Consider the following 21,701-nt stretch of genomic DNA (forward strand, 5'->3'; position numbering starts at 1 on the left):
GTGGTTTTACACCGCCTGCGGCATCTCGCCTCGTGCCAGGCGCTTGTTGATATCAGCAATCACTTGCGGCAACTCGTTGATGGTGTCGATCAGGTAGTGCGGGCGCGAGCTTTCGAACAGGGCATGAATGCGCTTGCGTTCGCGTTCGAGCGTGTCCGAGGCCAGAGCGCGGTAGCCTTCGTAAGTCAGGCCCAGAGCGTTGCCCGAGCACACCAGCGCTACCGTCCACATGCCGGCACGACGACCTTCGAGGATGCCTGGCACGGTGTCGTCGACCTTGACACAGGCGGCGACGTCATCGATCCCCAGGGCAATCACGTTGGCCAAGGCCTGGGCCGGCCACGGGCGGCCGTTCGGGGTTTCGTCGGTGGCCACCACGTAATCGGCCACATAACCGTTCTGCGCCGCCAACGCCACCACCTTGTCCATCACCACTTTCGGGTAGCCCGAGCACGAGCCGATCTTCAGGCCGTCCTGGCGCAGCCCGGTCAGGGTGTCGAGGGCACCGGGAATCAGTGCCGAGTGCACGGCGATCTTCTCGATCTGCAGCGGCATGAAGCGTTCATAAATGGCGGTGACGTCGGCATCGCTCGGGGTGCGGCCAAACACCTTGCGATAGCGCTCGGCGATTTGCGGCTGGTCGCACAAGGTGCGGATGTGGTCCCACTTGCCCATGCCCATCGGGCCACGGGCTTCCTCAATGGACACTTCGACGTCGAACTCGGCGAAGGCCTCGACGAAGATCTGCGTCGGGGCGAAGGAGCCAAAGTCGACCACGGTACCGGCCCAGTCGAGAATCGCGGCTTGCAGGTGGGTCGGATTGCTGTAGTTCATGTTCAGGGTTCCTTGAGCGGGTGGTGGCGCTGGTCAGGTAAAAGGAATTCGTGGTGTCAGATGTCCAGCACTTCCATTTCCTGCAGGACGTGGGCGATGGCATTGACCGCAGCCTGCATGCCCTGCGGACCGACGCAGCCGATGCAACCGACGCGGAAGGTCTCGACCTGGGTCAGCTTGCCTGGGTAAAGGATGAAGCCCTTGGCCTTGACCCGCTCGTAGAAGTCCTTGAACTGGTAGCGCGGATCCTGCGGGGCATGGAAGGTGACAATGATCGGCGCCTGGATCTCAGCCGGCAGGAAGCTGCGCAAGCCGATCGCGGCCATGCCGTCGAGCAGCGTCTTGCAGTTGCTGGCATAGCGTTGATGGCGGGCGGGCAGGCCGCCTTCTTCGGTGTATTGCAGCAAGGCCTCGTGCAGCGCCGCTACCACGTGGGTGGGCGGGGTGAAGCGCCATTGGCCGGTCTTGGCCATGTAGGCATGCTGGTCCTGCAGGTCCATGGCCAGCGACGGCGAGTTGCCTTCGGCGGCGGCCAGCGACTGTTTGTTGGCAAACACGAAGCCCATCCCGGGCACACCTTCCAGGCATTTGCCCGACGCGGCGATCAAGGCGTCGAACGGCACGTGGCGGGCATCGATCGGCAAGGCGCCGAACGAGCTCATGGCGTCGATGATCAGACGCTTGCCGTGGCGGGCGATGACCTCGGCGATCTGCGCCAGTGGGTTGAGAATGCCAGTGCTGGTTTCGCAGTGAATCAGCGCCACGTGGGTAATGCTGCTGTCGGCGGCCAGCAGGCGATCGACGTCGGCGGCGGTGGTCGGCTGGTCTTCGGCGGTTTCGAAAGTGCTGCAGGCACGCCCCAGGACCTTGCAGATCTTCGCCAGGCGTTGGCCGTAGGCGCCGTTGATCAGCACCAGGACCTTGCCATCGCGAGGCACCAGGGTGCCGATGGCGGCCTCCACGGCAAAGGTGCCGCTGCCTTGCAGGGGCACGCAGTGGTGGCTGTCGGCGCCGTTGACGATGGCCAGCAGTTGCTCGCAGAGGCTGGCGGTCAGCTGGTTGAAGTCGCGGTCCCATGAGCCCCAGTCGACCATCATCGCTTGGCGGGTGCGGGCTGAGGTGGTCAGGGGGCCGGGGGTCAGCAGGAGAGGGGCGTTACTCATTCCGGTAATCCTCACAAGCGGTGGGCTGAATCTATGGGGCCTAAGTTGCAATTCCGTGAGCTATCAATCAAATTGTTTGTTGTTATGCCAGCCATAAGTCAGGCCGATAGATATGAACCTGTTCCAGCTCCGCGCTTTCGACGCCGTGGCCCGTGAGGGCAGTTTTACCCGCGCCGCCAACCGCTTGTTCATCAGCCAGCCAGCGGTGACCGGGCATATCAAAGCCCTGGAGGAGCATTACCAGATCACCTTGCTGCGTCGCACCGCCCGGCGGGTCGAGCTGACCGAGGAAGGCATTCGCCTGGCGGCGATTACCCGCGCCATGTTCGGTTTGGCCGAAGAAGCGCAGGTGATGCTTGAGGCCAACCGGCAGTTGCTCACCGGGCGCCTGGAAGTGGCGGCCGATGGCCCGCACCGGGTCATGCCGATGCTGGCGCAGTTGCGTGAGGCTTACCCGGGCATCACCGTCAACCTGCGCCTGGGCAACGCCCAGGAAACCCTGGCAGCGCTGCTCTGCGAGCATGCCGATGTGGCGGTCCTGACCGAAGTCGAACCGCGCAAGGGCCTGTACCTGCAAAGCCTCGGTGATTCACGGATCTGCGCTTTGCTACCGGCCGGGCACGTTTGGGCGGGCAGTACAGGTGAGCTGCAGTTGAGGGAACTGGACGCACAGATCATGGTGCTGCGCGAACCCAGCTCGATCACCCGCCGCACCTTCGATCAGGCCTGCAGTGAGGCCGGTGTTCAGCCGCGGGTCCTGCTGGAGCTCGATAGCCGTGAAGCAGTGACTGAAGCCGTGGCTGCGCAGCTTGGCATCGGCATCGTGTCTTCGGCGGAAATCAGCCATGACCCGCGGGTGGTGGCACGGCCCATCGCCGGATCGGGGCTGGTCAACCAGCACATGATCGGCTGCTTGCAGCGGCGCCGCGAACTGCGCCTGATCCAGGCTTTTCTTAACCTGGCTCCGGTACGCTGAGCCAGGGCTGGTTTTTTCCCGGCAGGCTCCTAAGATGGCGATCAAATAACACAGGCAAGGCGAAATACTGCTGATGACGGAGAAAGACACCATCTCCATGCAACTGGTGCGTGAAGCGCTGCTGCAGAGTTATGCCCCGGGTGCACCCAGCCAGGCCTTGCTCGGCCGCGTGGGGATCGATCCCGGGCAACTGCACGAAGCTGACGCACGGGTGCCGGCCAGTGCCTACGCGCAGCTCTGGCGCTTGCTCGCTCGCCGTTGCCACGATGAATTCTTTTGCATGGACCCGCGCGGCCTGCGCACCGGCAGCCTGGCCTTCCTGTGCCGTTCTTCCATGGCCCAGCCAACCCTGGGCGCCGCGCTGGAGAGCGCCCTGGCGTTTCTCGGGCTGATGCTCGAGCACCTGCAGCCGGTCCTGGTACGCCAGCAGAGCCTGGCGGAAATCGTCGTCGGCGAGCCGCTGGATGAGCCGCGCCGGGCCTTCACTTATTTCACTTTCTGGATGATTGTCCATGGGGTTGCTTGCTGGCTGGCCGGGCGGCGCATTCCGATCCTGGCCATCGAGCTGCGTTGCGCTGAACCGCCATTTTGCGATGACTACCGGGTAATGTTTTCGGAGAACCTGCAGTTCGGCCGCCCGCGTACGCGGATGATCTTCGCGGCCGATTGCCTGGACCTGCCGCTCAAACGTACGCCGGAAGAGTTGCAGCGCTTTCTGGCCGAGGCGCCGGCCAACATTCTGGTCAAGTACCGTGACCCGGCCAGCCTCGCGCGACGGATCAAGGAAACGCTGCGCCAGCTACCCGCCGGCGAGTGGCCGGAAACCGAAACCCAGGCCCAGCAGCTGTGCATATCGGCCTCGACCCTGCGTCGCCGTCTGGCCGAAGAAGGCACGACCTATCAGGGCCTCAAGGACAGTGTGCGCAAAGAGCTGTCGATTGCCTGGCTGGCAGAGGCGCAGGTGAGCTTCGCCGAGATTGCCGAGCGTCTGGGGTTCGCCGACAGCAGCTCATTCTACAAGGCGTTTCGCAAATGGTATGGCTGCAACCCCGGCCACTATCGGACGCTGATCGGGCAGGGTGAAGCCCATCCACCGGCGCGATGATCGCGGCTGCGGCAACGTCGGCAAACGGTCCACGCAATCCTTGAGGCCAAACCAGTCATCCAGATTGACAGCTTTGGCCATTGTCCCGTAACGGCTCTGGCGCGACTATCTTCAGATCAATCGTTTTATTCCAACAATAAAAAACGAGGAGTCTGGCGATGCGTGATTACCGTGCCGCGGCGCAAGGATTCAACTACCCGCAAACCGCTGCGGCCGCCCTGCAAGGCAGCCTTGAAGCGCTCAATGCCTGCGTCGAGTGCTGCGACCGGCATGTTGGCGGCAATCGTATTGCACTGAACTGCGAAGGCCGCGAGGGTAGCAGCGCCCAGTACAGCTTCGAGCAACTGCAGCAAGCTGCTGCGCGCCTGGCCAATGTGCTCAGGGCCCAGGGTGTAGGCGCCGGCGACCGGGTTGCCGGCTTGATGCCGCGTACGGTCGAGTTGCTGATCACCGTGTTGGCGACCTGGCGCTTGGGCGCAGTCTACCAACCGCTGTTCACTGCTTTTGGCCCCAAGGCTATCGAGCACCGGCTGGAACAGTCCGGGGCCAAGGTGGTGGTCACCGAGCCGCTCAATCGCAGCAAGCTCGACGAGGTCCATGACTGCCCGACGATCATCTGTGTTGGTGCCGCCGACGACGCCAGCGATATCGACTTTCACACGGCGCTGGCAGCAGCCGATGATCATTGCCCGCCGGTGCTGCTCGGTGCAGATGCGCCGTTCCTGCTGATGTTCACCTCCGGCACTACCGGCCCGGCCAAGCCGCTGGAAGTGCCGCTGCGGGCGATCGTTGCCTTCCAGGGCTACATGCGTGACGCCATCGACCTGCGCCCTGAGGACAATTTCTGGAACCTCGCCGATCCGGGCTGGGCCTACGGGCTTTACTACGCGGTGACCGGGCCCCTGGCGCTGGGGCACGCCACGACCTTTTTCGATGGGCCGTTCAGTGTCGAAAGCACCTGCCGGGTCATCAACAAGTACGCCATCAGCAACCTGGCAGGCTCGCCCACCGCCTATCGCCTGCTGATCGCTGCCGGCCGCGCGTTCAGCACGCCGATCAAGGGCCGCTTGCGGGTGGTCAGCAGCGCCGGCGAGCCGCTCAACCCGGAAGTGATCCGCTGGTTTGCCGATGAGTTGCGGGTGACCATCCACGACCATTACGGGCAGACCGAGCTGGGCATGGTGCTGTGCAACCACCATGGCCTGGAGCACCCGGTGCACCTGGGCTCGGCCGGCTTCGCCATTCCCGGCCACCGCATCGTCGTGCTCGATGAGCAGCACCGTGAACTGCCGGCAGGGCAACCGGGGATTCTCGCCGTGGATCGCGAGCAGTCGCCGCTGTGCTGGTTTAACGGCTACCACGGTTTGCCGACCAAGGCCTTCGTCGGCAAGTACTACTTGAGCGGCGACACCGTCGAGCTCAATAGCGATGGCAGCATCAGCTTTGTCGGTCGCAGTGACGACGTGATCACCACCTCCGGCTACCGGGTCGGCCCGTTCGATGTCGAGAGCGCGCTGATCGAACACCCGGCGGTGATCGAGGCCGCGGTGGTCGGCAAGCCCGACCCGGAACGTACCGAACTGATCAAGGCCTTCGTGGTGCTGGCCAGCGGCACACAGCCCTGCGAGGAACTGGCCGAGGCGCTGAAACAGCATGTCCGCCAGCGCCTGTACGCCCACGCCTATCCACGGGAAATCGAATTCGTCAGCGAACTGCCCAAGACCCCGAGCGGCAAGCTGCAGCGTTTCATCCTGCGTAACCAGGAAATTGCCAAACAACAAGCCGCGCAGGCTTCGACCGTCAGCGCCTGAGGAACGACCATCATGCAGATTGCCAACAAGAACTTCATCGTCAGCGGCGCAGCCTCCGGCCTGGGCGCCGCCACCGCACAGATGCTCATCGAGGCCGGAGCCCAGGTGATGCTGGTCGACCTCAATGCCGAGGCGGTCGCTGCCAAGGCCCAGGCGCTGGGCACCAAGGCACGCTTTGCAGTTGCCGATATCAGTCAGGAGGCCGCCGCCAAGGCCGCGGTCGATGCCGCCGTTGCCGCCTTCGGCAGTCTCCATGGCCTGATCAATTGCGCCGGTATCGTTGGCGCCGAAAAGGTTCTGGGCAAGAACGGCCCCCATGGCCTGGACAGCTTCAGCCGGGTGATCAACGTCAACCTGATCGGCAGCTTCAACCTCTTGCGCCTGGCCGCTGCGGCCATGGCCGAAGGCGAGGCGGGCGCCGACGGTGAGCGCGGGGTGATCATCAATACCGCGTCGATCGCCGCTTATGACGGCCAGATCGGCCAGGCCGCCTACGCCGCCTCCAAGGGTGCGATCGCCAGCCTGACCTTGCCCGCCGCCCGTGAACTGGCACGCTTCGGCATCCGTGTGATGACCATCGCCCCGGGCATTTTCGAAACCCCGATGATGGCCGGCATGACCCAGGAAGTACGCGACTCGCTGGCCGCCGGAGTACCGTTCCCGCCACGCTTGGGCCGCCCGCAGGAATACGCCGCGCTGGCCCGCCACATCATTGAAAACAGCATGCTCAACGGTGAGGTGATCCGTCTCGACGGCGCCTTGCGCATGGCTGCCAAATAATTTTCGGAGTATTCAATCATGACCCTTGCCAATGATCCGATTGTAATCGTCAGCGCCGTGCGCACGCCCATGGGCGGCCTGCAGGGCGACCTGAAAAGCCTGACCGCACCGCAGCTGGGTGCTGCGGCCATTCGTGCCGCTGTCGAGCGTGCCGGGGTAGCCCCCGACAGCGTCGAGCAGGTGCTGTTCGGCTGCGTGCTGCCGGCAGGCCTGGGCCAGGCCCCGGCGCGCCAGGCGGCGCTGGGCGCCGGGCTGAACAAGGCCACCACCTGCACCACCCTGAACAAGATGTGCGGCTCGGGCATGCAGGCGGCGATCATGGCCCACGACCTGCTGCTGGCCGGCAGCGCCGATGTGGTTGTGGCCGGCGGCATGGAGAGCATGTCCAATGCCCCTTACCTGCTGGACAAGGCCCGCAGCGGTTACCGCATGGGCCACGGCAAGATCATCGACCACATGTTCTTCGACGGCCTGGAAGATGCCTACGACAAGGGCCGGTTGATGGGCACCTTTGCCGAGGACTGCGCCCAGAGCAATGGATTTACCCGTGAGCAGCAGGACGATTTCGCCATCGCCTCGCTGACCCGCGCCCAGCAGGCTATCAAGGACGGCAGCTTTGCCAGCGAGATCGTTCCGGTCGAAGTGACCGAGGGCAAGACCCAGCGCCTGATCAGCGACGACGAGCAGCCGCCCAAGGCGCGCCTGGACAAGATCCCGCAGCTCAAGCCGGCCTTTCGCGACGGCGGCTCGGTGACCGCGGCAAACTCCAGCTCGATCTCCGACGGTGCTGCGGCGCTGGTGCTGATGCGTCGTTCCCAGGCACAAAAGCAAGGCTTGAAGCCGCTGGCGGTGATCCATGGTCACGCGGCATTTGCCGACACCCCGGCGTTGTTCCCCAGCGCACCGATCGGTGCTATCGACAAGCTGGTCAAACGCACCGGCTGGAGCCTGGCCGAGGTCGACCTGTTCGAAATCAATGAAGCCTTCGCCGTGGTCACCCTGGCGGCGATGAAGCACCTGGACCTGCCGCACGACAAGGTCAACGTCCATGGCGGCGCGTGCGCCCTGGGCCACCCGATCGGTGCTTCGGGCGCACGCATCCTTGTCACCTTGCTCGCGGCCCTGCGCCAGAAAGGCCTGCATCGCGGGATTGCCGCCATCTGCATCGGCGGCGGCGAAGCCACGGCCATGGCCGTCGAGTGTCTGTACTGAGGTGCACCATGCTAATCAATGACGAACAACAGCAAATCAGCGATGCGGTGCGCCAGTTTGCCCAGGAGCGCCTGCGGCCATTCGCCGAGCAGTGGGACCGCGAACACCGCTTTCCCAAGGAGGCCATCCAGGAGATGGCCGAGCTGGGCCTGTTTGGCATGCTGGTGCCGGAGCAGTGGGGCGGCAGCGACACCGGTTATGTCGCCTATGCCATGGCCCTGGAAGAAATCGCCGCCGGCGACGGCGCTTGCTCGACCATCATGAGCGTGCATAACTCGGTGGGCTGCGTACCGATCCTCAAGTTCGGCAATGAGCAACAGAAGCAGCAGTTCCTCACGCCGCTTGCCAGTGGCGCGATGCTCGGTGCCTTCGCCCTGACCGAGCCGCAGGCCGGCTCCGATGCCAGCAGCCTGAAGACCCGCGCCCGCCGAGATGGCGATCACTACGTGCTCAACGGCTGCAAGCAGTTCATCACCTCCGGGCAGAACGCCGGGGTGGTGATCGTGTTTGCCGTGACTGACCCCGAGGCCGGTAAACGCGGCATCAGTGCCTTTATCGTGCCCACCGACTCAGCGGGTTACCAAGTGGCGCGAGTCGAGGACAAACTCGGCCAGCACGCCTCCGACACCTGCCAGATCGTCTTTGACAACGTGCGCGTGCCGGTGGCCAACCGCTTGGGCGAGGAGGGCGAAGGCTACAAGATCGCCCTGGCCAACCTTGAAGGTGGCCGTATCGGCATCGCTTCGCAATCGGTGGGCATGGCCCGTGCCGCCTTCGAGGTGGCCCGTGACTATGCCCGCGAGCGCGAGAGCTTCGGCAAACCGTTGATCGAGCACCAGGCCGTGGCCTTCCGCCTGGCCGACATGGCCACCCGCGTTGCCGTGGCCCGGCAGATGGTCCTGCATGCCGCGGCGCTGCGCGATGCCGGGCGTCCGGCCCTGGTCGAAGCGTCGATGGCCAAGCTGTTCGCCTCGGAAATGGCCGAAAAGGTCTGTTCGGATGCCTTGCAGACCCTCGGCGGTTATGGCTATCTGAGCGACTTTCCGCTGGAGCGCATCTACCGCGATGTGCGGGTCTGCCAGATCTATGAAGGCACCAGCGACATTCAGCGCATGGTCATTGCGCGCAATCTTTGAAGGGAGCAGCTTGCATGTCATTTGAAACCATTCTGTTGGACATCCACGGCAAGGTCGGCCTGATCACCCTCAACCGCCCTCAGGCGCTCAATGCCCTGAACGCGCAGATCGTCGGCGAGATCAACCAGGCCCTGGACCAGCTCGAGGCCGACCCGAACATCGGTTGCGTGGTGCTGACCGGCTCCGCCAAGGCGTTCGCAGCTGGCGCCGACATCAAGGAAATGGCCGACCTGCGCTACCCGCAGATCTACGTCGATGACCTGTTCAGCGACGCTGATCGCATCGCCAACCGGCGCAAGCCGATCATCGCCGCTGTGTCGGGTTTTGCCCTGGGCGGCGGTTGTGAACTGGCGATGATGTGCGACTTCATCCTTGCCGCCGATAACGCCAAGTTCGGCCAGCCGGAAATCAATCTCGGTGTGCTGCCAGGCATGGGCGGCACCCAGCGCCTGACCCGTGCGGTGGGCAAGGCCAAGGCCATGGAGCTGTGTCTGAGCGGCCGCCTGATGGGCGCCGAGGAAGCCGAGCGCGCTGGCCTGGTCGCACGGGTAGTACCGCAGGCCGAGTTGCTGGAGGAAGCGCTGAAAGTGGCCGCGACCATCGCTAGCAAGTCGATCCCGATGACCATGATGGTCAAGGAAAGCGTCAACCGTGCCTTTGAGGTCAACCTGGCCGAGGGCGTGCGTTTCGAGCGCCGGGTGTTCCATGCGGCCTTCGCCACCGAAGACCAGAAGGAAGGCATGGCCGCGTTTATCGCCAAGCGTGAGGCGCAGTTCAAGGATCGTTGAAATGGATCGGGCGCTGCTGCCAGCGCCCGGTTTTCTACCGTCACTCCTTGAAAAACCATTGTCGAGCCGCCGCCAGGCTTATCGGCCCGCGGTGCACCACCTTGTTGCCTTCGACGAACTGCCCGCGGTCATAGCGCTGACTGGCAAGCTTCAGGTGCGCGGCCTTGAAGTCGTCGACCGGGGTGTTCTCGGCCGCGTAGTGAAAGTGCGCATACCACAAGGGTTTGTTGGCGTGCAGCACCACGTACTCATCCAGGTACTCCTGTGCCCAGCCCCGGGTACTGGCCAGCGGCTTGCGCTTGACCAGCCGCTTGAGTTTCACCTGGCCCTTGCCCAGCAGGTACTCCAGCTCGCGCATGCTCGGTGCTTGCGTCAGGGCCGCCTCTATCCTCAGTTGCTCGCCGGTGTGCAACAGTTCGCCAGCGACTTCATCCAGCTGTTTGATCTGCAGGGCTGCATCCGTGTTGCCAGCCGCCTGATCGGTCTGGTTGTCGCGGGTCAGGGTTCGCTCGATGGCCTGGCGCTGCGCAGTCAGCGCCAGCCGGCGGCGATCGGCTATTTCCTCGATTTCGATTGGCAGGTAGGTGCTTCTGCCCTGGTTCTTAAGGCGCTGGATATCTTGCCTAGCGAGTGCGGCAAGGCGCATGCCTTCACGCAGCAGGGCACTCAGATCGGCGTCTGTGACCTGTGGAGGTAGCGCTTGCTCGGGGGATATGGGCTCCCAGGTCCCAGTAAGCGGATCTTCACGGTAGGACGCACGGATACTGTCGTCCTGTGGGTTGTGGATGTCGACGATACCTTCACTGTCGCGTCGCTGTTGCCCTAGCAGCACGCCCTCGTCACGGGTTTCGATCAGCCCTGGCACTTGTCGGTGCAACTGACGCAGGCTGCTGCGCTCAAGCAGCGGCTGCGGGTATTCGTCGAGGTCGGCGCGGGTCTCCTTGAGCATCAAGGTCAAGTCGGTTTCGAGCCTGGACACCAGGCTGTCGGCGGCCTGCTGACCGGGCACCAGGTTTTTCAGATTGCCCAGTTGGCGCAGCGCCGTGCTGAAGTGGCGCTGGATATTGTCCAGTACGCGGGCATGAACCTCTGCCTGCTCACGGCTCAAGGCCTGCAGGTTCATGCGCTGCAGCATGCCCTGCTCGATATTGCGCCAGCTGTGCTCGAGCCAGTAATCGCTTTCGCTGGCATCCTCGCCTGCCTCCACCAGCCTCAAGCGGTTGCTCAGCACCTCGCTGCGCAGGGTGTACCAGTACAGCCGCGACGCAGGACCGACGGCAGGTTCGTTGAGGCTCAGTTCCATCATCTGGATAGTGGGTTGACGGATGCTGGACAGCTTGTGCAGTTGCTCGCGGGTAGCGCTCAGGGTCTCGGTATGGCTGATCAGTTTGCCGAGCAGGAGCTCGATCTGGTCGAGCAGATCGACCTGCATTGAATGTTTGCTTGAGCCTGGCTCAGGCAAGACTCCGTCGGTTTCCCTGACCGACTGGACAAAGCGCTGGCGCAACGGTTTGTACAGTTTGCCCAGGGTCGAAAGCATGGACAGCTGGCAACGTGCTCGTTCAAACAGGGCTTTTGCCTGCAGTGTCTTGTACTGATTGAGGGGGCGTTTTTCATTGCGTTCACGCAGCGTCTCTCGGTGTCGCTCGAAGTCCTGGGACAACGTTTCCATCTTGCCCAGATAGCCTTGCAGGATGCGCGGGTCGGTGTCGTCAGTGAGCTGCCGGGCAAATGCCTGCAGACGTTGCTGGCTGGCCAGTGCCTCGGCTTGCTGCGTGCGTAATGTCTGATCCAGGTTGTCGATCGACTGCTCCAGGTCAGCGGACTTGAGGCGATTGCGCAGGGGCTGCCCGCCGCGCAGGCGCAAGCGCAGATCGAGTGTCCAGCGCAGGGCCTCATCTCTTCTCAGCCAGGGCCCGGCGATAATGCGCGGTTGGTCGATGGCGGCATCGAATTGCACTGGATAGGCGCGAGCGCCCTGGGCGAAATAGAGTTGTTCGTTGTGCAGGTACAGGCCCTGCAGCGTCCCGTCCGCGATGGGGGAGCCGAGCGTACTGGGTGATAGCGGGCTGGCCAGGCTTTCAAGGTGGGTTTTCTGCTGGGCTGTAAGCCGGTGGTCAGGACGCGCCCAGCTGAAGTTCAGCTCGGCCTGCGGTGCGGGTAGCGTCTGAGCGGTGGGTGTTCTTGCTGGCACAGAGGCGTGGGTGGGCGGCGTGGGCGCTTCTGGGCGGATGCCCAGCCTGCGGGTGGCGTGCACGAACAGGACCATGGCGATATTGATCAGCAGGTCGGCGAACGCCTGGCGATGCGCTGCCGGGCTGTCCTTTTCATCACTCTCGAGCAGGCGCTTGGCACTGTCGAGCACCTGGATCATCCAGGTGACCTTGGCCACGGTGCCTTCGAACAACGGCAGCAAAGTGTTGAACATCAGCCAACCCAGTTGCTTCCAGGCGTTCCAGCGCGATTGCGCGGTGCTGGTCGAGTGGCGCTTGGCCCGTTCGACCAGTTCTTCGGCACTGGCCTGGTAGATCAGCTCGCGTAGCGACCCTTGTGCCGGAGCCGTACCCAGGCTGGCCGGTGCAGGCGTCTGCAACTGTTCGAACTCGGCACCAGGGACGAAGCGGTGAATGTGTGGCTCATGCAGGCCGCCATTGGCATAGATCGGACGGGTTTGTTCAGGCAGGCGATCGAGCAGGTCATCCTGCAACGGGCCGCTGCTGGCAAGCGCGTCGAACAGGGCAGTCCGGTCGCGAAACTCCAGCAGCGCTTCGGTATGCAACGGACGATACAGCAAACAAGGGCCTTGCCTGACATCGCCAGGTTCGATCAGCCATGCATTGAGTGGCGTATCGGCAGTAGCGCCACTTGCACGCAGCAGGGTCAGGGGCCTGAGTACGAAGCCCCCCGGCGCTGACTGGCCAAACAGGGCGTCTACCGCCTGGCAGGCCGCCAGGCTGATGCGTTTGTCGCGCAGATGCAGCTCCAGTGCCAAGAGCGGCAACTGGGTCTTGAGCTGCGCACTGAACAGCGTCCGCCGCGTCTTCGACTGATCGGGGTCGTCGAGCAATTGCCGTTGCAAGGTCTGCGGATATTGCCCACCAATGTCCAATTCACCTACCAGAGTGCGCACATAGGCTTCATTCATCCAGTCGGGCAGGTCGGCACCGCTGAGCAAATGCAGGCTCACAGTGTTTGCGGCCAGCACGCCCAGATTGTCGATGGCCAGTTGTGCGAGGGAAAAGTTGACGACCTTGATTACGCCGTCGGTGATCACACTGTCTTGCCCGGCGCTGGCGCTGGCGATGACCTGATGATTAGTGACTATCACGTCGCTGGCCTTGAACCCGGCAGCAGGGTGATCGTGCTCAATCCTCGCGTCCAGGGCCTTGCAGGCGAAGGCCTCGGCGGTGTCGATGCCGTCACGCCAGGTTTTGCCGGCGGCCGCTTTGTGTGATTGGGCCTGATTGATCAGCAAGGTGCTGTAGCGGATGGCCAGCTCGTTGTCGAGTAGCCATGCCGGCAATAGTGAAGCGATCTTGTTCTGACGTTCCAGCTCTTGAGCCGTGCACAGGTCCAGCATCGAGGTCGAGCGGTCGATGATGGCGTTGAGCGCTGCCGCTTGCTCAGGCGTTCTCGATGCCTGGGCGATGACCTCGATCAAACGCAATTGTTGCTTGAGAAAACCGACGGCCTGGGCTTCGAATGCCGAGGTTGTCGGCTCGCGGAATCGAGCCTGGGGAGGTGTGGATAACAACGACCTTGGCCAGTGCCGGGTGAGCATGTCGAGAAAACCCTGGGTGGAATCGAAGGGCGCCAGGGCGCCTACCAGGGTAAACAGCATCGCCACCTGGGCCTTGGGTGGGTCGGGAAAGTCTTCGACCAGCAAGGCACTGGACAGATCGGCATCAATGAGCTGGGCCGAGGTCAGGTCGACCGTTATCTGCTGGACGCTCAAGCCCTGCAGGTTGTCAAAGCGGCTGCGTTGCTGCGGTGTTGGAAAGGCCGGCACGATGCTGGCGATAGCCGCTTGCGCCGGGGTCAGCCGGCCAGCGTTGAGGCCGACAACGATCGCATCCTTCATCAGCTTTTGCAGGTAAGCGGCGTACCAGCCCCAGGGCGTTTCGCCATGTGCGTCACTCTGGCTCCAGAATTCGACCAGTGCCTGCAGGAACGCCTCGACGATCAAAGGACCACAGTCATTGACCAGCAGTTCAACGGTATGCAGGTCCACCTCAAGGTGTGCATCGGCACCTTGTTGAGGGTAGCGGCTGAGATAGTCTTCCCCGTCATTCAGGTTCAAGGTGCTGCCCAGGCAATATCGCTCGATCAGCACTTGAGGCAACTGGCGGATAAGAACATGAGGTTCGGTGTGGCTGATCAGATAGAGCGTCAGCGGATTGTGCTGCAGTGGCAGTTGCCGTTGGGCCCAGTGCTCAAGCAGGATCTGGCCGGCGATTTCGAGCAGGGCGGGACGCTTGACGAAGCGCTTGGCGACCGCGCAGCTCAAGGTCGCCTGTTCGGCTATGGACTGATGGAGGGAAGGGACGGTCATCTGGCGAGGCTTCCAAAAAAGAAGGGAGGCCACATAAGACGATTGCGCCCGCATGAGCAGGCGGTAGCCGGTTACCACCCAGGCGTTACTACCAATTGACGAGACGGCACCTGCCAAGGACCGATTCGCGCCTGCCATGCGGCTGCTTACCATCGGCTCAACTGCCTGTCATGCCGACAGGCCCGCACCGCACATGAGGCCCCCCCATGATCTACGCGCCCCCTGGCTCACCTGATGCCCTGATCAGTTTCAAGGCTGTCTACGGCAACTACATCGGCGGCGAATTCGTGGCCCCGTTGACGGGCCAGTACTTCAGCAACAGCTCGCCGGTCAATGGCCAGGCCATTGCCGAGTTCCCGCGCTCCGCGGCCGCTGACATCGACCTGGCCCTGGATGCCGCCCACGGCGCGGCGCCAGCCTGGGGACGCACATCGGTGCAGGAGCGCTCGCGGATCCTGTTGAAGATCGCCGATCGCATCGAACAGCACCTTGAAGTGCTGGCCCTGAGCGAAACCTGGGACAACGGCAAGGCCATCCGCGAAACCCTGAATGCCGACGTGCCACTGGCTGCCGATCACTTTCGTTACTTCGCCGGCTGCATCCGCGCCCAGGAAGGCAGCGCCGCCGAGATCAACGAGCACACTGCCGCTTATCACTTCCATGAGCCGCTCGGCGTGGTCGGTCAGATCATCCCCTGGAACTTCCCGTTGCTGATGGCCGCCTGGAAACTCGCCCCGGCCCTGGCCGCAGGCAACTGCGTGGTGCTCAAGCCGGCCGAGCAGACGCCGCTGTCGATTACCGTGTTCGCTGAACTGATCGGTGATCTGTTGCCCGCTGGCGTGCTCAACATCGTCCACGGCTTTGGCCGCGAAGCCGGTGAAGCCCTGGCCACCAGCAAGCGTATCGCCAAGATTGCTTTCACCGGCTCTACCCCGGTGGGCTCGCACATCATGAAATGCGCTGCCGAGAACATCATCCCCTCGACGGTGGAACTGGGCGGCAAGTCGCCGAACATCTTCTTCGAAGACATTATGCAGGCCGAGCCCGCGTTCATCGAAAAAGCCGCCGAAGGCCTGGTGCTGGCGTTCTTCAATCAGGGCGAAGTGTGTACCTGCCCGTCGCGGGCGTTGATCCAGGAGTCGATCTACGAGCCGTTCATGGCCCAGGTTCTGAAAAAGATCAGCCAGATCAAGCGCGGCAACCCGCTGGACACCGAGACCATGGTCGGCGCCCAGGCATCCGAGCAGCAATACGACAAGATCCTCTCCTACCTGCAGATCGCCCGCGAAGAGGGCGCCCAGGTGCTGGCCGGTGGTGACTGTGAACGCCTGGGGGGCGACCTTGCCAGCGGCTATTACATCCAGCCGACCCTGCTCAAGGGCCACAACCAGATGCGCGTGTTCCAGGAAGAAATCTTCGGCCCGGTGGTCGGCGTGACCACGTTCAAGGACGAAGCCGAAGCCCTGGCGATTGCCAACGATACCGAGTTCGGGCTTGGCGCCGGGGTCTGGACCCGTGACATCAACCGCGCCTACCGCATGGGCCGCGGCATTCAGGCCGGGCGGGTGTGGACCAACTGCTACCACCTGTACCCGGCCCACGCCGCGTTCGGTGGCTACAAGAAATCCGGGGTCGGCCGCGAGACCCACAAAATGATGCTCGATCACTACCAGCAGACCAAGAACCTGCTGGTGAGTTACGACGTCAATCCGCTGGGGTTCTTCTGAAGGCCCGGATAACCTGAAAGAAACGGTTCCAAAGTAGCATTCGACCCGCACCGGCAACGGTGTATTAATAGGCGCACCGCAATCCTGTGGTGCCAGAAGAGGATGGACCTATGTGGAAAAAGCCTGCGTTCACTGATCTGCGTATCGGTTTTGAAGTGACCATGTACTTCGCCAATCGCTGATCCCTCTTGCGCCGGTCGCTGCTTGCAGCGGTCGGCGCTTCTGTTTCTGCCTGCGATGGTCTGATTGCAATCGAGGCGGGATGCTTTAGGCTGGCGCTAGTACAACAAGAATAGAGGCGTCCCATGAGCCCGAAGCTGAGCCAGTTGCGCAAGTTCGTCTCTCCGGAAATCATCTTCGGCGCCGGTTGCCGTCATCATGTCGCCAATTACGCCAAGACCTTTGGCGCGCGCAAGGTGCTGCTGGTCAGCGACCCAGGGGTGATCGCCGCCGGCTGGGTGGCTGATATCGAAGCCAGCCTGCAACAGCAGGCCATTGATTACTGCCTGTACACCGAGGTTTCGCCCAACCCTCGGGTTGAAGAGGTCATGGCCGGCGCCGAGCGCTACCGTAGCGAACAGTGCGATGTGATCGTCGCGGTCGGTGGCGGCAGCCCCATGGATTGCGCCAAGGGTATCGGCATCGTGGTTGCCCATGGTCGGCACATTCTCGAGTTCGAAGGGGTCGACACCATCCGCGTGCCGAGCCCGCCGTTGATCCTGATCCCGACCACTGCCGGTACCTCCGCCGACGTTTCCCAGTTCGTGATCATCTCCAACCAACAGGAGCGCATGAAGTTTTCCATCGTCAGCAAGGCGGTGGTGCCGGATGTGTCGCTGATCGACCCGGAAACTACCCTGAGCATGGACCCGTTCCTCTCCGCCTGTACCGGCATCGACGCGCTCGTGCATGCCATCGAGGCGTTCGTCTCGACCGGCCACGGGCCGCTGACCGACCCCCACGCGCTGGAAGCCATGCGCCTGATCAACGGCAACCTGGTGCAGATGATCGCCAACCCGGCCGACATCGCCCTGCGCGAGAAGATCATGCTCGGCAGCATGCAGGCGGGGCTGGCGTTCTCCAACGCCATTCTCGGTGCCGTGCATGCCATGTCCCACAGCCTGGGTGGCTTTCTCGACCTGCCCCATGGACTGTGCAACGCGGTACTGGTCGAGCATGTGGTGGCGTTCAATTACAGCGCCGCCCCCGAGCGCTTCAAGGTCATCGCGCAAACCCTCGGTATCGATTGCCGAGGCCTGAGTCACAAGCAGGTCAGCCAGCGCCTGGTCGAGCACCTGATTGCGCTCAAGCACGCCGTGGGCTTTCACGAAACCCTTGGCCTGCATGGCGTCGGCATGACCGACATTCCCTTTTTGTCCCAGCACGCCATGGACGACCCGTGCATCCTGACCAACCCACGCAGCTCCAGCCAGCGCGATGTCGAGGTGGTGTATGGCGAGGCCCTCTGAACCGGCGGGCGATGCCCTGGCCGGGCTGCTGGGGCTGAGCAATCACACCGTGCGCAAGAGCCACTACCCGGAACTGGCGGTGCGCCTTGAAGAGCTGGAAGCCGAACGCAATCGCTACAAGTGGCTGTTCGAGCATGCGGTACATGGCATCTTTCAGGCCAGTCTCGAGGATGGCATGCGGGCGGCCAATCCGGCGTTGGCGCGCATGCTGGGGTACCCGGACGCCCAGGCACTGGTGTTGTCGCGCAACGATCTGGCCAGCCATCTGTTCGCTGGTGGCCAGGATGAGCTACTGGCCATCGCTCAGGTGCTGCAGCGCGAGCAGGCGCTGATTGGCTATGAAACCCAGTTGCGCAGGCGTGATGGTAGCCGCATCGATGTACTGATGAACCTGTTGTTGCGTCCGGACGAAGAGGGGGTGGTCGAGGGCTTTGTCGCCGACATCACCGAGCGCAAGCTGGCCCAGGAGCGCCTGCAGCAACTCAACGACCAGCTCGAACAGCGGGTCGCCGAGCGCACCAATGAACTGATCGAAGCCCGTGATGCCGCCCAGGCGGCCAACCGCAGCAAGGACAAATACCTGGCAGCGGCCAGTCACGATCTGTTGCAACCACTTAATGCTGCACGGCTATTGATCTCGACCTTGCGCGAACGGCCTCTGCCCACGAGCGAGCAGCAACTGGTGGAGCGAGCGCATCAGGCCTTGGAGGGCGCCGAAGATCTGCTGACCGACCTGCTGGACATCTCCCGTCTGGATCAGGCGACGATCAAGCCGGACCTGGACCTGTACCGCCTGGATGAAGTGCTGGCGCCCTTGGCCTCGGAGTTCCAGCCGGTCGCCGAGGCCGCCGGGCTCAGCCTGCGCATGCGCAGCGCGCGCCTGGCAATACGCACCGACCTGCGCCTGCTCACGCGAATCCTGCGTAACTTCCTCAGCAATGCCTGCCGCTATACCGAGCATGGACGCATCCTGCTCGGTGCGCGGCGGCGCGGCGAATCCCTGCGTCTGGAAGTCTGGGACACTGGCCGGGGCATTGCCGCCGACCGTCTTGAATCGATCTTCCTTGAGTTCAACCAATTGGACGTCGGCCGCGCTGCCGACCGCAAAGGGGTGGGGTTGGGCCTGGCAATTGTCGAACGGATCGCGCGGATACTCGATTATCCGGTCAGGGTCCGCTCCTGGCCGGGGCGCGGCTCGGTGTTCAGTATCGACGTGCCGCTCTCGAACGAGGCGCCGAGCGAGGCACCCCTGTCGGCGCTGGCACAGCCCAGCGTGGGCGATCCGTTGCCCGGGCGCCGCCTGTTGGTGGTGGACAATGAATTGACTATTCAGCACAGCATGGCCGCACTGCTGCGCCAGTGGGGCTGTGAAGTGCTCACCGCCAGCGATTTTACCGGTGCTCTGGAGGTGCTCGAAGGCCGGGCGCCGGAGCTGATCCTGGCTGATTTTCATCTGGATCACGGCGTGACCGGCTGCGAAGTGGTGCGAGATTTACGCCGGCATTTCGCCCAGAGTATCTTTGCCGTGATGATCACCGCCGATCGCAGTGACCAGAGCCGTCGTGCCATGCAACGCCTGGGTGCGCCGTTGTTGAACAAGCCGGTGAAGCCGGGCAAGTTGCGTGCGGTGTTGAGCCAGTTGCTGAGTTGAAAGGGATCTTTGTTACAAGGTTTTTGTCGGAGAGTTACCGTTTGTCCCCGGGAAAGCGCCTACGGCGCAGTTTTTTTGTTATAAACCAGCGCCGGGGGAGGGCCATTAGCGCCTTTTCGGTCAAATCCACCGTCATTTCTGTTGCCCAGTGTGAATCTCGGCCTTAGACTGCCGCCCCCTGTAAATTGAGTGCCGGATGGTGCTTGAAGAATTCCGCTGCTGGCGAGCTGTTCGCCAGGAGCACCCGATTCGCCTTAATGCACGTATTTTTTATAGAGAAATCAATGACAAAGGAAAAGTTGCTGGCCATGCCGGCCGATGACTACATGAACGCTGAGCAATTGGCTTTCTTCACCGATCTGCTGCAGTCGATGAAGGTCGAGACCCATGAGCGCATCGAGCAAAGCCGTGTAACCATCGAAAGCCTGGACACGCCTGCCGATCCTGCCGACGCCGCCTCGGTCGAAGAAGAGCGCCATTGGCTGGTCAACGCGATCGAGCGCGATCAGCGTCTGCTGCCACAGCTGGAAATGGCCCTGGGCCGGATTGCCGACGAAAGTTTCGGCTGGTGCGACGACAGTGGTGAGCCCATTGGCTTGAAACGCCTGCTGATCAGCCCGACCACCAAGTACTGCATCGAAGCTCAAGAGCGGCACGAGCAAATCGATAAGCACCAGCGTCAGGCCTGACCCGCGCAGGTGTCCGACAAAACCCCCGCAGAGCGATCTTCGGGGGTTTTGTTTTTCTTGCCCTGTATCAACAGCGGCAGTCTTACATCCAAGGAAGCATGGCTAATGGCCTAATAGTGGCGTTTAATGGCCGCACAACAAGATGTGTTGCGATGGAGCCAAAACATGATGCGAGAAGGATCTCTGCCCGGCGCCGTGGTTGAAGGGCAAGCTGCCCCGGACAATGATGTGCGCTGGTCAGACTCGGTTTTGCAGAGCCTGGTGCTGGCAGGGTTGCTGGCAGCCATGGCGTTTGCCGAGCTTTCGTTCTATATCTGCCTGCCCCTGGCCTTGCTGGCGCTGTGGTTGCCGCGCCTGCGCAAAGCCTCGGCCGTGCCGCAGATAACCAACGAGCCGTTGGCCGAGCTGACCCGCGACCTGTCCCGCACCACCAGCCACAACGCTTTGTCGGCAGCTGGCGTGGCGTTCTCGGTGCAACAACTGGCGGACAAGCTGCAATCGCAACTGAGCGCGGCAGCGCAGATTGTCAGTAGTGCCGAAGTGATGATCGGTACCGAGAAGGCTACTTCACAGTTGAGCCAGCAGGCCCTGGTCGCTGCCCGCAGCGCCCACGAAAGCAGCGCTGCCGGGCGTACGGTGCTGGCCGAGTCGATCCAGCGCATGCATCACCTGAGTTCACGGGCCACCGCCAGTCGCGAGTTGATCGAAGCCCTGCACCAGCGCAGCGAGGACATTGCCCGGGTCACCCTGGTGATCCAGACCATCGCCAGCCAGACCAACCTGCTGGCCTTGAACGCTGCGATCGAAGCGGCCAGGGCCGGTGACCATGGGCGCGGCTTTGCCGTGGTCGCCGACGAGGTGCGTGGGCTGGCTGGCCGTACTGCCAGCGCCACCGAAGAAGTCGGGCAGATGGTTGCCGACATTCAGCAACGTACGGCTCAGGTGGTCGAGCAGATCCGCGAGCTGTCGGATGACCTGCACAGCGGCGTGGACCAGGTCGAGCACACCGGGGAGCAACTGGACAGCATCGCCGGGCTGGCCGCCGGGGTCGAGCAGCAGATCGGCGAGATTGCCGAGGGCACCGAGACCAATCGGCTACAACTGGACAGCCTGTTCGAGGCGGTCGCGCGGATGCGCAGCGACCTGCAGGTCAGCGACCAGCAAACCCAGTGCCTGGCCCAGGCTGCCGTGCAACTGGAAGGGCAGGCTGAAAGCATCAGCGAGCGGCTGGCCGAGGTCGGCCTGGATGACTATCACCAGCGCGTTTACGACCTGGCCCGCCAAGGCGCACAGCAGATTGGCGCACAGTTCGAAAACGATATCGCTCAGGGCCGGATCAGCCTCGAAGACCTGTTTGATCGTCATTACCAGCAACTGCCGGGGACCTCACCGGCACGCTACCGGACCCGCTTCGATCAGTACACCGACCAGGTCCTGCCGACGATCCAGGAGCCGTTGCTCAAGCAGCATGAAGGCCTGGTGTTCGCCATAGCCTGCACCCAGCAGGGCTATGTGCCTACTCATAACAACGCCTTCAATCAGCCGTTGACCGGGGATCAGACCCTGGACACCGCGCACAACCGCAGCAAGCGCAAGTTCGACGACCGCACCGGTATTCGTTGCGGTAGCCATCAACAGGCGGTGTTGTTGCAAACCTATACCCGCGATACGGGCGAGCTGATGCACGACCTGTCGGTACCGATCCAGGTACAAGGCAGGCATTGGGGTGGTTTGCGCCTGGGCTACCGGCCTCAGCAGAACTGACAGGGCTTTGTTACCTGCGATGTAAAACAGCTGTGCACAGGCTA

Annotated in this window: 16 protein-coding genes; 13 read left to right on the forward strand and 3 right to left on the reverse strand. The window is 62.9% G+C overall.

Features of this window, described 5'->3' with window-relative positions; genetic code table 11:
• Positions 1-6: 6 nt before the first annotated feature.
• Both phnX and PspR32_RS08755 read right to left on the reverse strand, forming a co-directional pair.
• Positions 7-834, reverse strand: coding sequence for a phosphonoacetaldehyde hydrolase (gene phnX / locus PspR32_RS08750; RefSeq protein WP_100782967.1), 828 nt, complete (start codon positions 832-834; stop codon positions 7-9).
• Positions 835-890: 56 nt separating this feature from the next.
• Positions 891-1,997 (reverse strand): 2-aminoethylphosphonate--pyruvate transaminase, encoded by a 1,107-nt coding sequence (locus PspR32_RS08755; RefSeq protein ID WP_100782968.1) that lies wholly within the window; start codon positions 1,995-1,997, stop codon positions 891-893.
• 112 nt (positions 1,998-2,109) lie between these two features.
• On the opposite strand from PspR32_RS08755, the gene PspR32_RS08760 reads away from it, so the two are divergent.
• The 7 genes from PspR32_RS08760 (at position 2,110) to PspR32_RS08790 (ending at position 9,805) form a co-directional block, all read left to right on the forward strand.
• Positions 2,110-2,973, forward strand: coding sequence for a LysR substrate-binding domain-containing protein (locus tag PspR32_RS08760; protein ID WP_036994439.1), 864 nt, complete (start codon positions 2,110-2,112; stop codon positions 2,971-2,973).
• A 73-nt stretch (positions 2,974-3,046) separates the two neighbouring features.
• On the forward strand, positions 3,047-4,078 hold the full coding sequence (locus PspR32_RS08765) for an AraC family transcriptional regulator (protein WP_100782969.1): 1,032 nt from the start codon (positions 3,047-3,049) through the stop codon (positions 4,076-4,078).
• A gap of 158 nt (positions 4,079-4,236) precedes the next feature.
• A complete protein-coding gene (locus PspR32_RS08770) occupies positions 4,237-5,889 on the forward strand; it encodes an AMP-binding protein (protein WP_159388321.1) in 1,653 nt (550 codons plus the stop codon).
• Positions 5,890-5,901: 12 nt separating this feature from the next.
• Positions 5,902-6,669, forward strand: a complete 768-nt coding sequence (locus tag PspR32_RS08775; protein WP_010224330.1) for an SDR family NAD(P)-dependent oxidoreductase — start codon at positions 5,902-5,904, stop codon at positions 6,667-6,669.
• An 18-nt stretch (positions 6,670-6,687) separates the two neighbouring features.
• Positions 6,688-7,881: an acetyl-CoA C-acyltransferase gene (locus PspR32_RS08780; protein WP_010224328.1), complete on the forward strand. Its 1,194-nt coding sequence runs from the start codon at positions 6,688-6,690 to the stop codon at positions 7,879-7,881.
• A gap of 8 nt (positions 7,882-7,889) precedes the next feature.
• Positions 7,890-9,017, forward strand: coding sequence for an acyl-CoA dehydrogenase (locus tag PspR32_RS08785; RefSeq protein ID WP_010224327.1), 1,128 nt, complete (start codon positions 7,890-7,892; stop codon positions 9,015-9,017).
• 14 nt (positions 9,018-9,031) lie between these two features.
• Positions 9,032-9,805, forward strand: a complete 774-nt coding sequence (locus tag PspR32_RS08790) for an enoyl-CoA hydratase (protein ID WP_010224326.1) — start codon at positions 9,032-9,034, stop codon at positions 9,803-9,805.
• 40 nt (positions 9,806-9,845) lie between these two features.
• Here the strand turns inward: PspR32_RS08790 and PspR32_RS08795 are convergent, their stop codons facing one another.
• On the reverse strand, positions 9,846-14,357 hold the full coding sequence (locus PspR32_RS08795; RefSeq protein WP_159388322.1) for a hypothetical protein: 4,512 nt from the start codon (positions 14,355-14,357) through the stop codon (positions 9,846-9,848).
• Positions 14,358-14,563: 206 nt separating this feature from the next.
• Between PspR32_RS08795 and exaC the strand changes: the two genes are divergently transcribed.
• The 6 genes from exaC (at position 14,564) to PspR32_RS08825 (ending at position 21,657) form a co-directional block, all read left to right on the forward strand.
• Positions 14,564-16,084, forward strand: a complete 1,521-nt coding sequence (exaC, locus tag PspR32_RS08800) for an acetaldehyde dehydrogenase ExaC (protein ID WP_100782972.1) — start codon at positions 14,564-14,566, stop codon at positions 16,082-16,084.
• 110 nt (positions 16,085-16,194) lie between these two features.
• Complete coding sequence (gene pqqA, locus PspR32_RS08805) at positions 16,195-16,266, forward strand: pyrroloquinoline quinone precursor peptide PqqA (protein ID WP_009394664.1); 72 nt, start codon at positions 16,195-16,197, stop codon at positions 16,264-16,266.
• A gap of 123 nt (positions 16,267-16,389) precedes the next feature.
• Positions 16,390-17,553 (forward strand): alcohol dehydrogenase-like regulatory protein ErcA, encoded by a 1,164-nt coding sequence (ercA, locus tag PspR32_RS08810; RefSeq protein WP_010224321.1) that lies wholly within the window; start codon positions 16,390-16,392, stop codon positions 17,551-17,553.
• Complete coding sequence (locus tag PspR32_RS08815) at positions 17,537-19,204, forward strand: PAS domain-containing hybrid sensor histidine kinase/response regulator (protein WP_036994443.1); 1,668 nt, start codon at positions 17,537-17,539, stop codon at positions 19,202-19,204. Before ercA ends, PspR32_RS08815 begins: the two co-directional genes overlap by 17 nt.
• Positions 19,205-19,488: 284 nt before the next feature.
• Positions 19,489-19,893, forward strand: coding sequence for a TraR/DksA family transcriptional regulator (locus PspR32_RS08820; protein WP_010224318.1), 405 nt, complete (start codon positions 19,489-19,491; stop codon positions 19,891-19,893).
• A gap of 543 nt (positions 19,894-20,436) precedes the next feature.
• The gene (locus PspR32_RS08825) at positions 20,437-21,657 is read left to right on the forward strand and encodes a methyl-accepting chemotaxis protein (protein WP_374045272.1); all 1,221 of its coding nucleotides are present in this window, start codon (positions 20,437-20,439) and stop codon (positions 21,655-21,657) included.
• The last annotated feature ends 44 nt before the right edge of the window (positions 21,658-21,701 follow it).

The organism is Pseudomonas sp. R32 (genome assembly GCF_009866705.1).
Classification (GTDB): Bacteria; Pseudomonadota; Gammaproteobacteria; order Pseudomonadales; family Pseudomonadaceae; genus Aquipseudomonas; species Aquipseudomonas donghuensis.

Excerpts from the sequence above, each read along its gene's own strand:
- PspR32_RS08790 (WP_010224326.1), top strand. The coding sequence starts at position 9,032 with ATGTCATTTGAAACCATTCTGTTGGACATCCACGGCAAGGTCGGCCTG.
- PspR32_RS08765 (WP_100782969.1), top strand. The coding sequence starts at position 3,047 with ATGACGGAGAAAGACACCATCTCCATGCAACTGGTGCGTGAAGCGCTG.
- PspR32_RS08785 (WP_010224327.1), top strand. The coding sequence starts at position 7,890 with ATGCTAATCAATGACGAACAACAGCAAATCAGCGATGCGGTGCGCCAG.
- exaC (WP_100782972.1), top strand. The coding sequence starts at position 14,564 with ATGATCTACGCGCCCCCTGGCTCACCTGATGCCCTGATCAGTTTCAAG.
- PspR32_RS08825 (WP_374045272.1), top strand. The coding sequence starts at position 20,437 with ATGATCGGTACCGAGAAGGCTACTTCACAGTTGAGCCAGCAGGCCCTG.
- PspR32_RS08760 (WP_036994439.1), top strand. The coding sequence starts at position 2,110 with ATGAACCTGTTCCAGCTCCGCGCTTTCGACGCCGTGGCCCGTGAGGGC.
- PspR32_RS08820 (WP_010224318.1), top strand. The coding sequence starts at position 19,489 with ATGACAAAGGAAAAGTTGCTGGCCATGCCGGCCGATGACTACATGAAC.
- phnX (WP_100782967.1), bottom strand. The coding sequence starts at position 834 with ATGAACTACAGCAATCCGACCCACCTGCAAGCCGCGATTCTCGACTGG.
- PspR32_RS08815 (WP_036994443.1), top strand. The coding sequence starts at position 17,537 with ATGGCGAGGCCCTCTGAACCGGCGGGCGATGCCCTGGCCGGGCTGCTG.
- PspR32_RS08780 (WP_010224328.1), top strand. The coding sequence starts at position 6,688 with ATGACCCTTGCCAATGATCCGATTGTAATCGTCAGCGCCGTGCGCACG.
- PspR32_RS08795 (WP_159388322.1), bottom strand. The coding sequence starts at position 14,357 with ATGACCGTCCCTTCCCTCCATCAGTCCATAGCCGAACAGGCGACCTTG.
- PspR32_RS08770 (WP_159388321.1), top strand. The coding sequence starts at position 4,237 with ATGCGTGATTACCGTGCCGCGGCGCAAGGATTCAACTACCCGCAAACC.
- ercA (WP_010224321.1), top strand. The coding sequence starts at position 16,390 with ATGAGCCCGAAGCTGAGCCAGTTGCGCAAGTTCGTCTCTCCGGAAATC.
- PspR32_RS08755 (WP_100782968.1), bottom strand. The coding sequence starts at position 1,997 with ATGAGTAACGCCCCTCTCCTGCTGACCCCCGGCCCCCTGACCACCTCA.
- PspR32_RS08775 (WP_010224330.1), top strand. The coding sequence starts at position 5,902 with ATGCAGATTGCCAACAAGAACTTCATCGTCAGCGGCGCAGCCTCCGGC.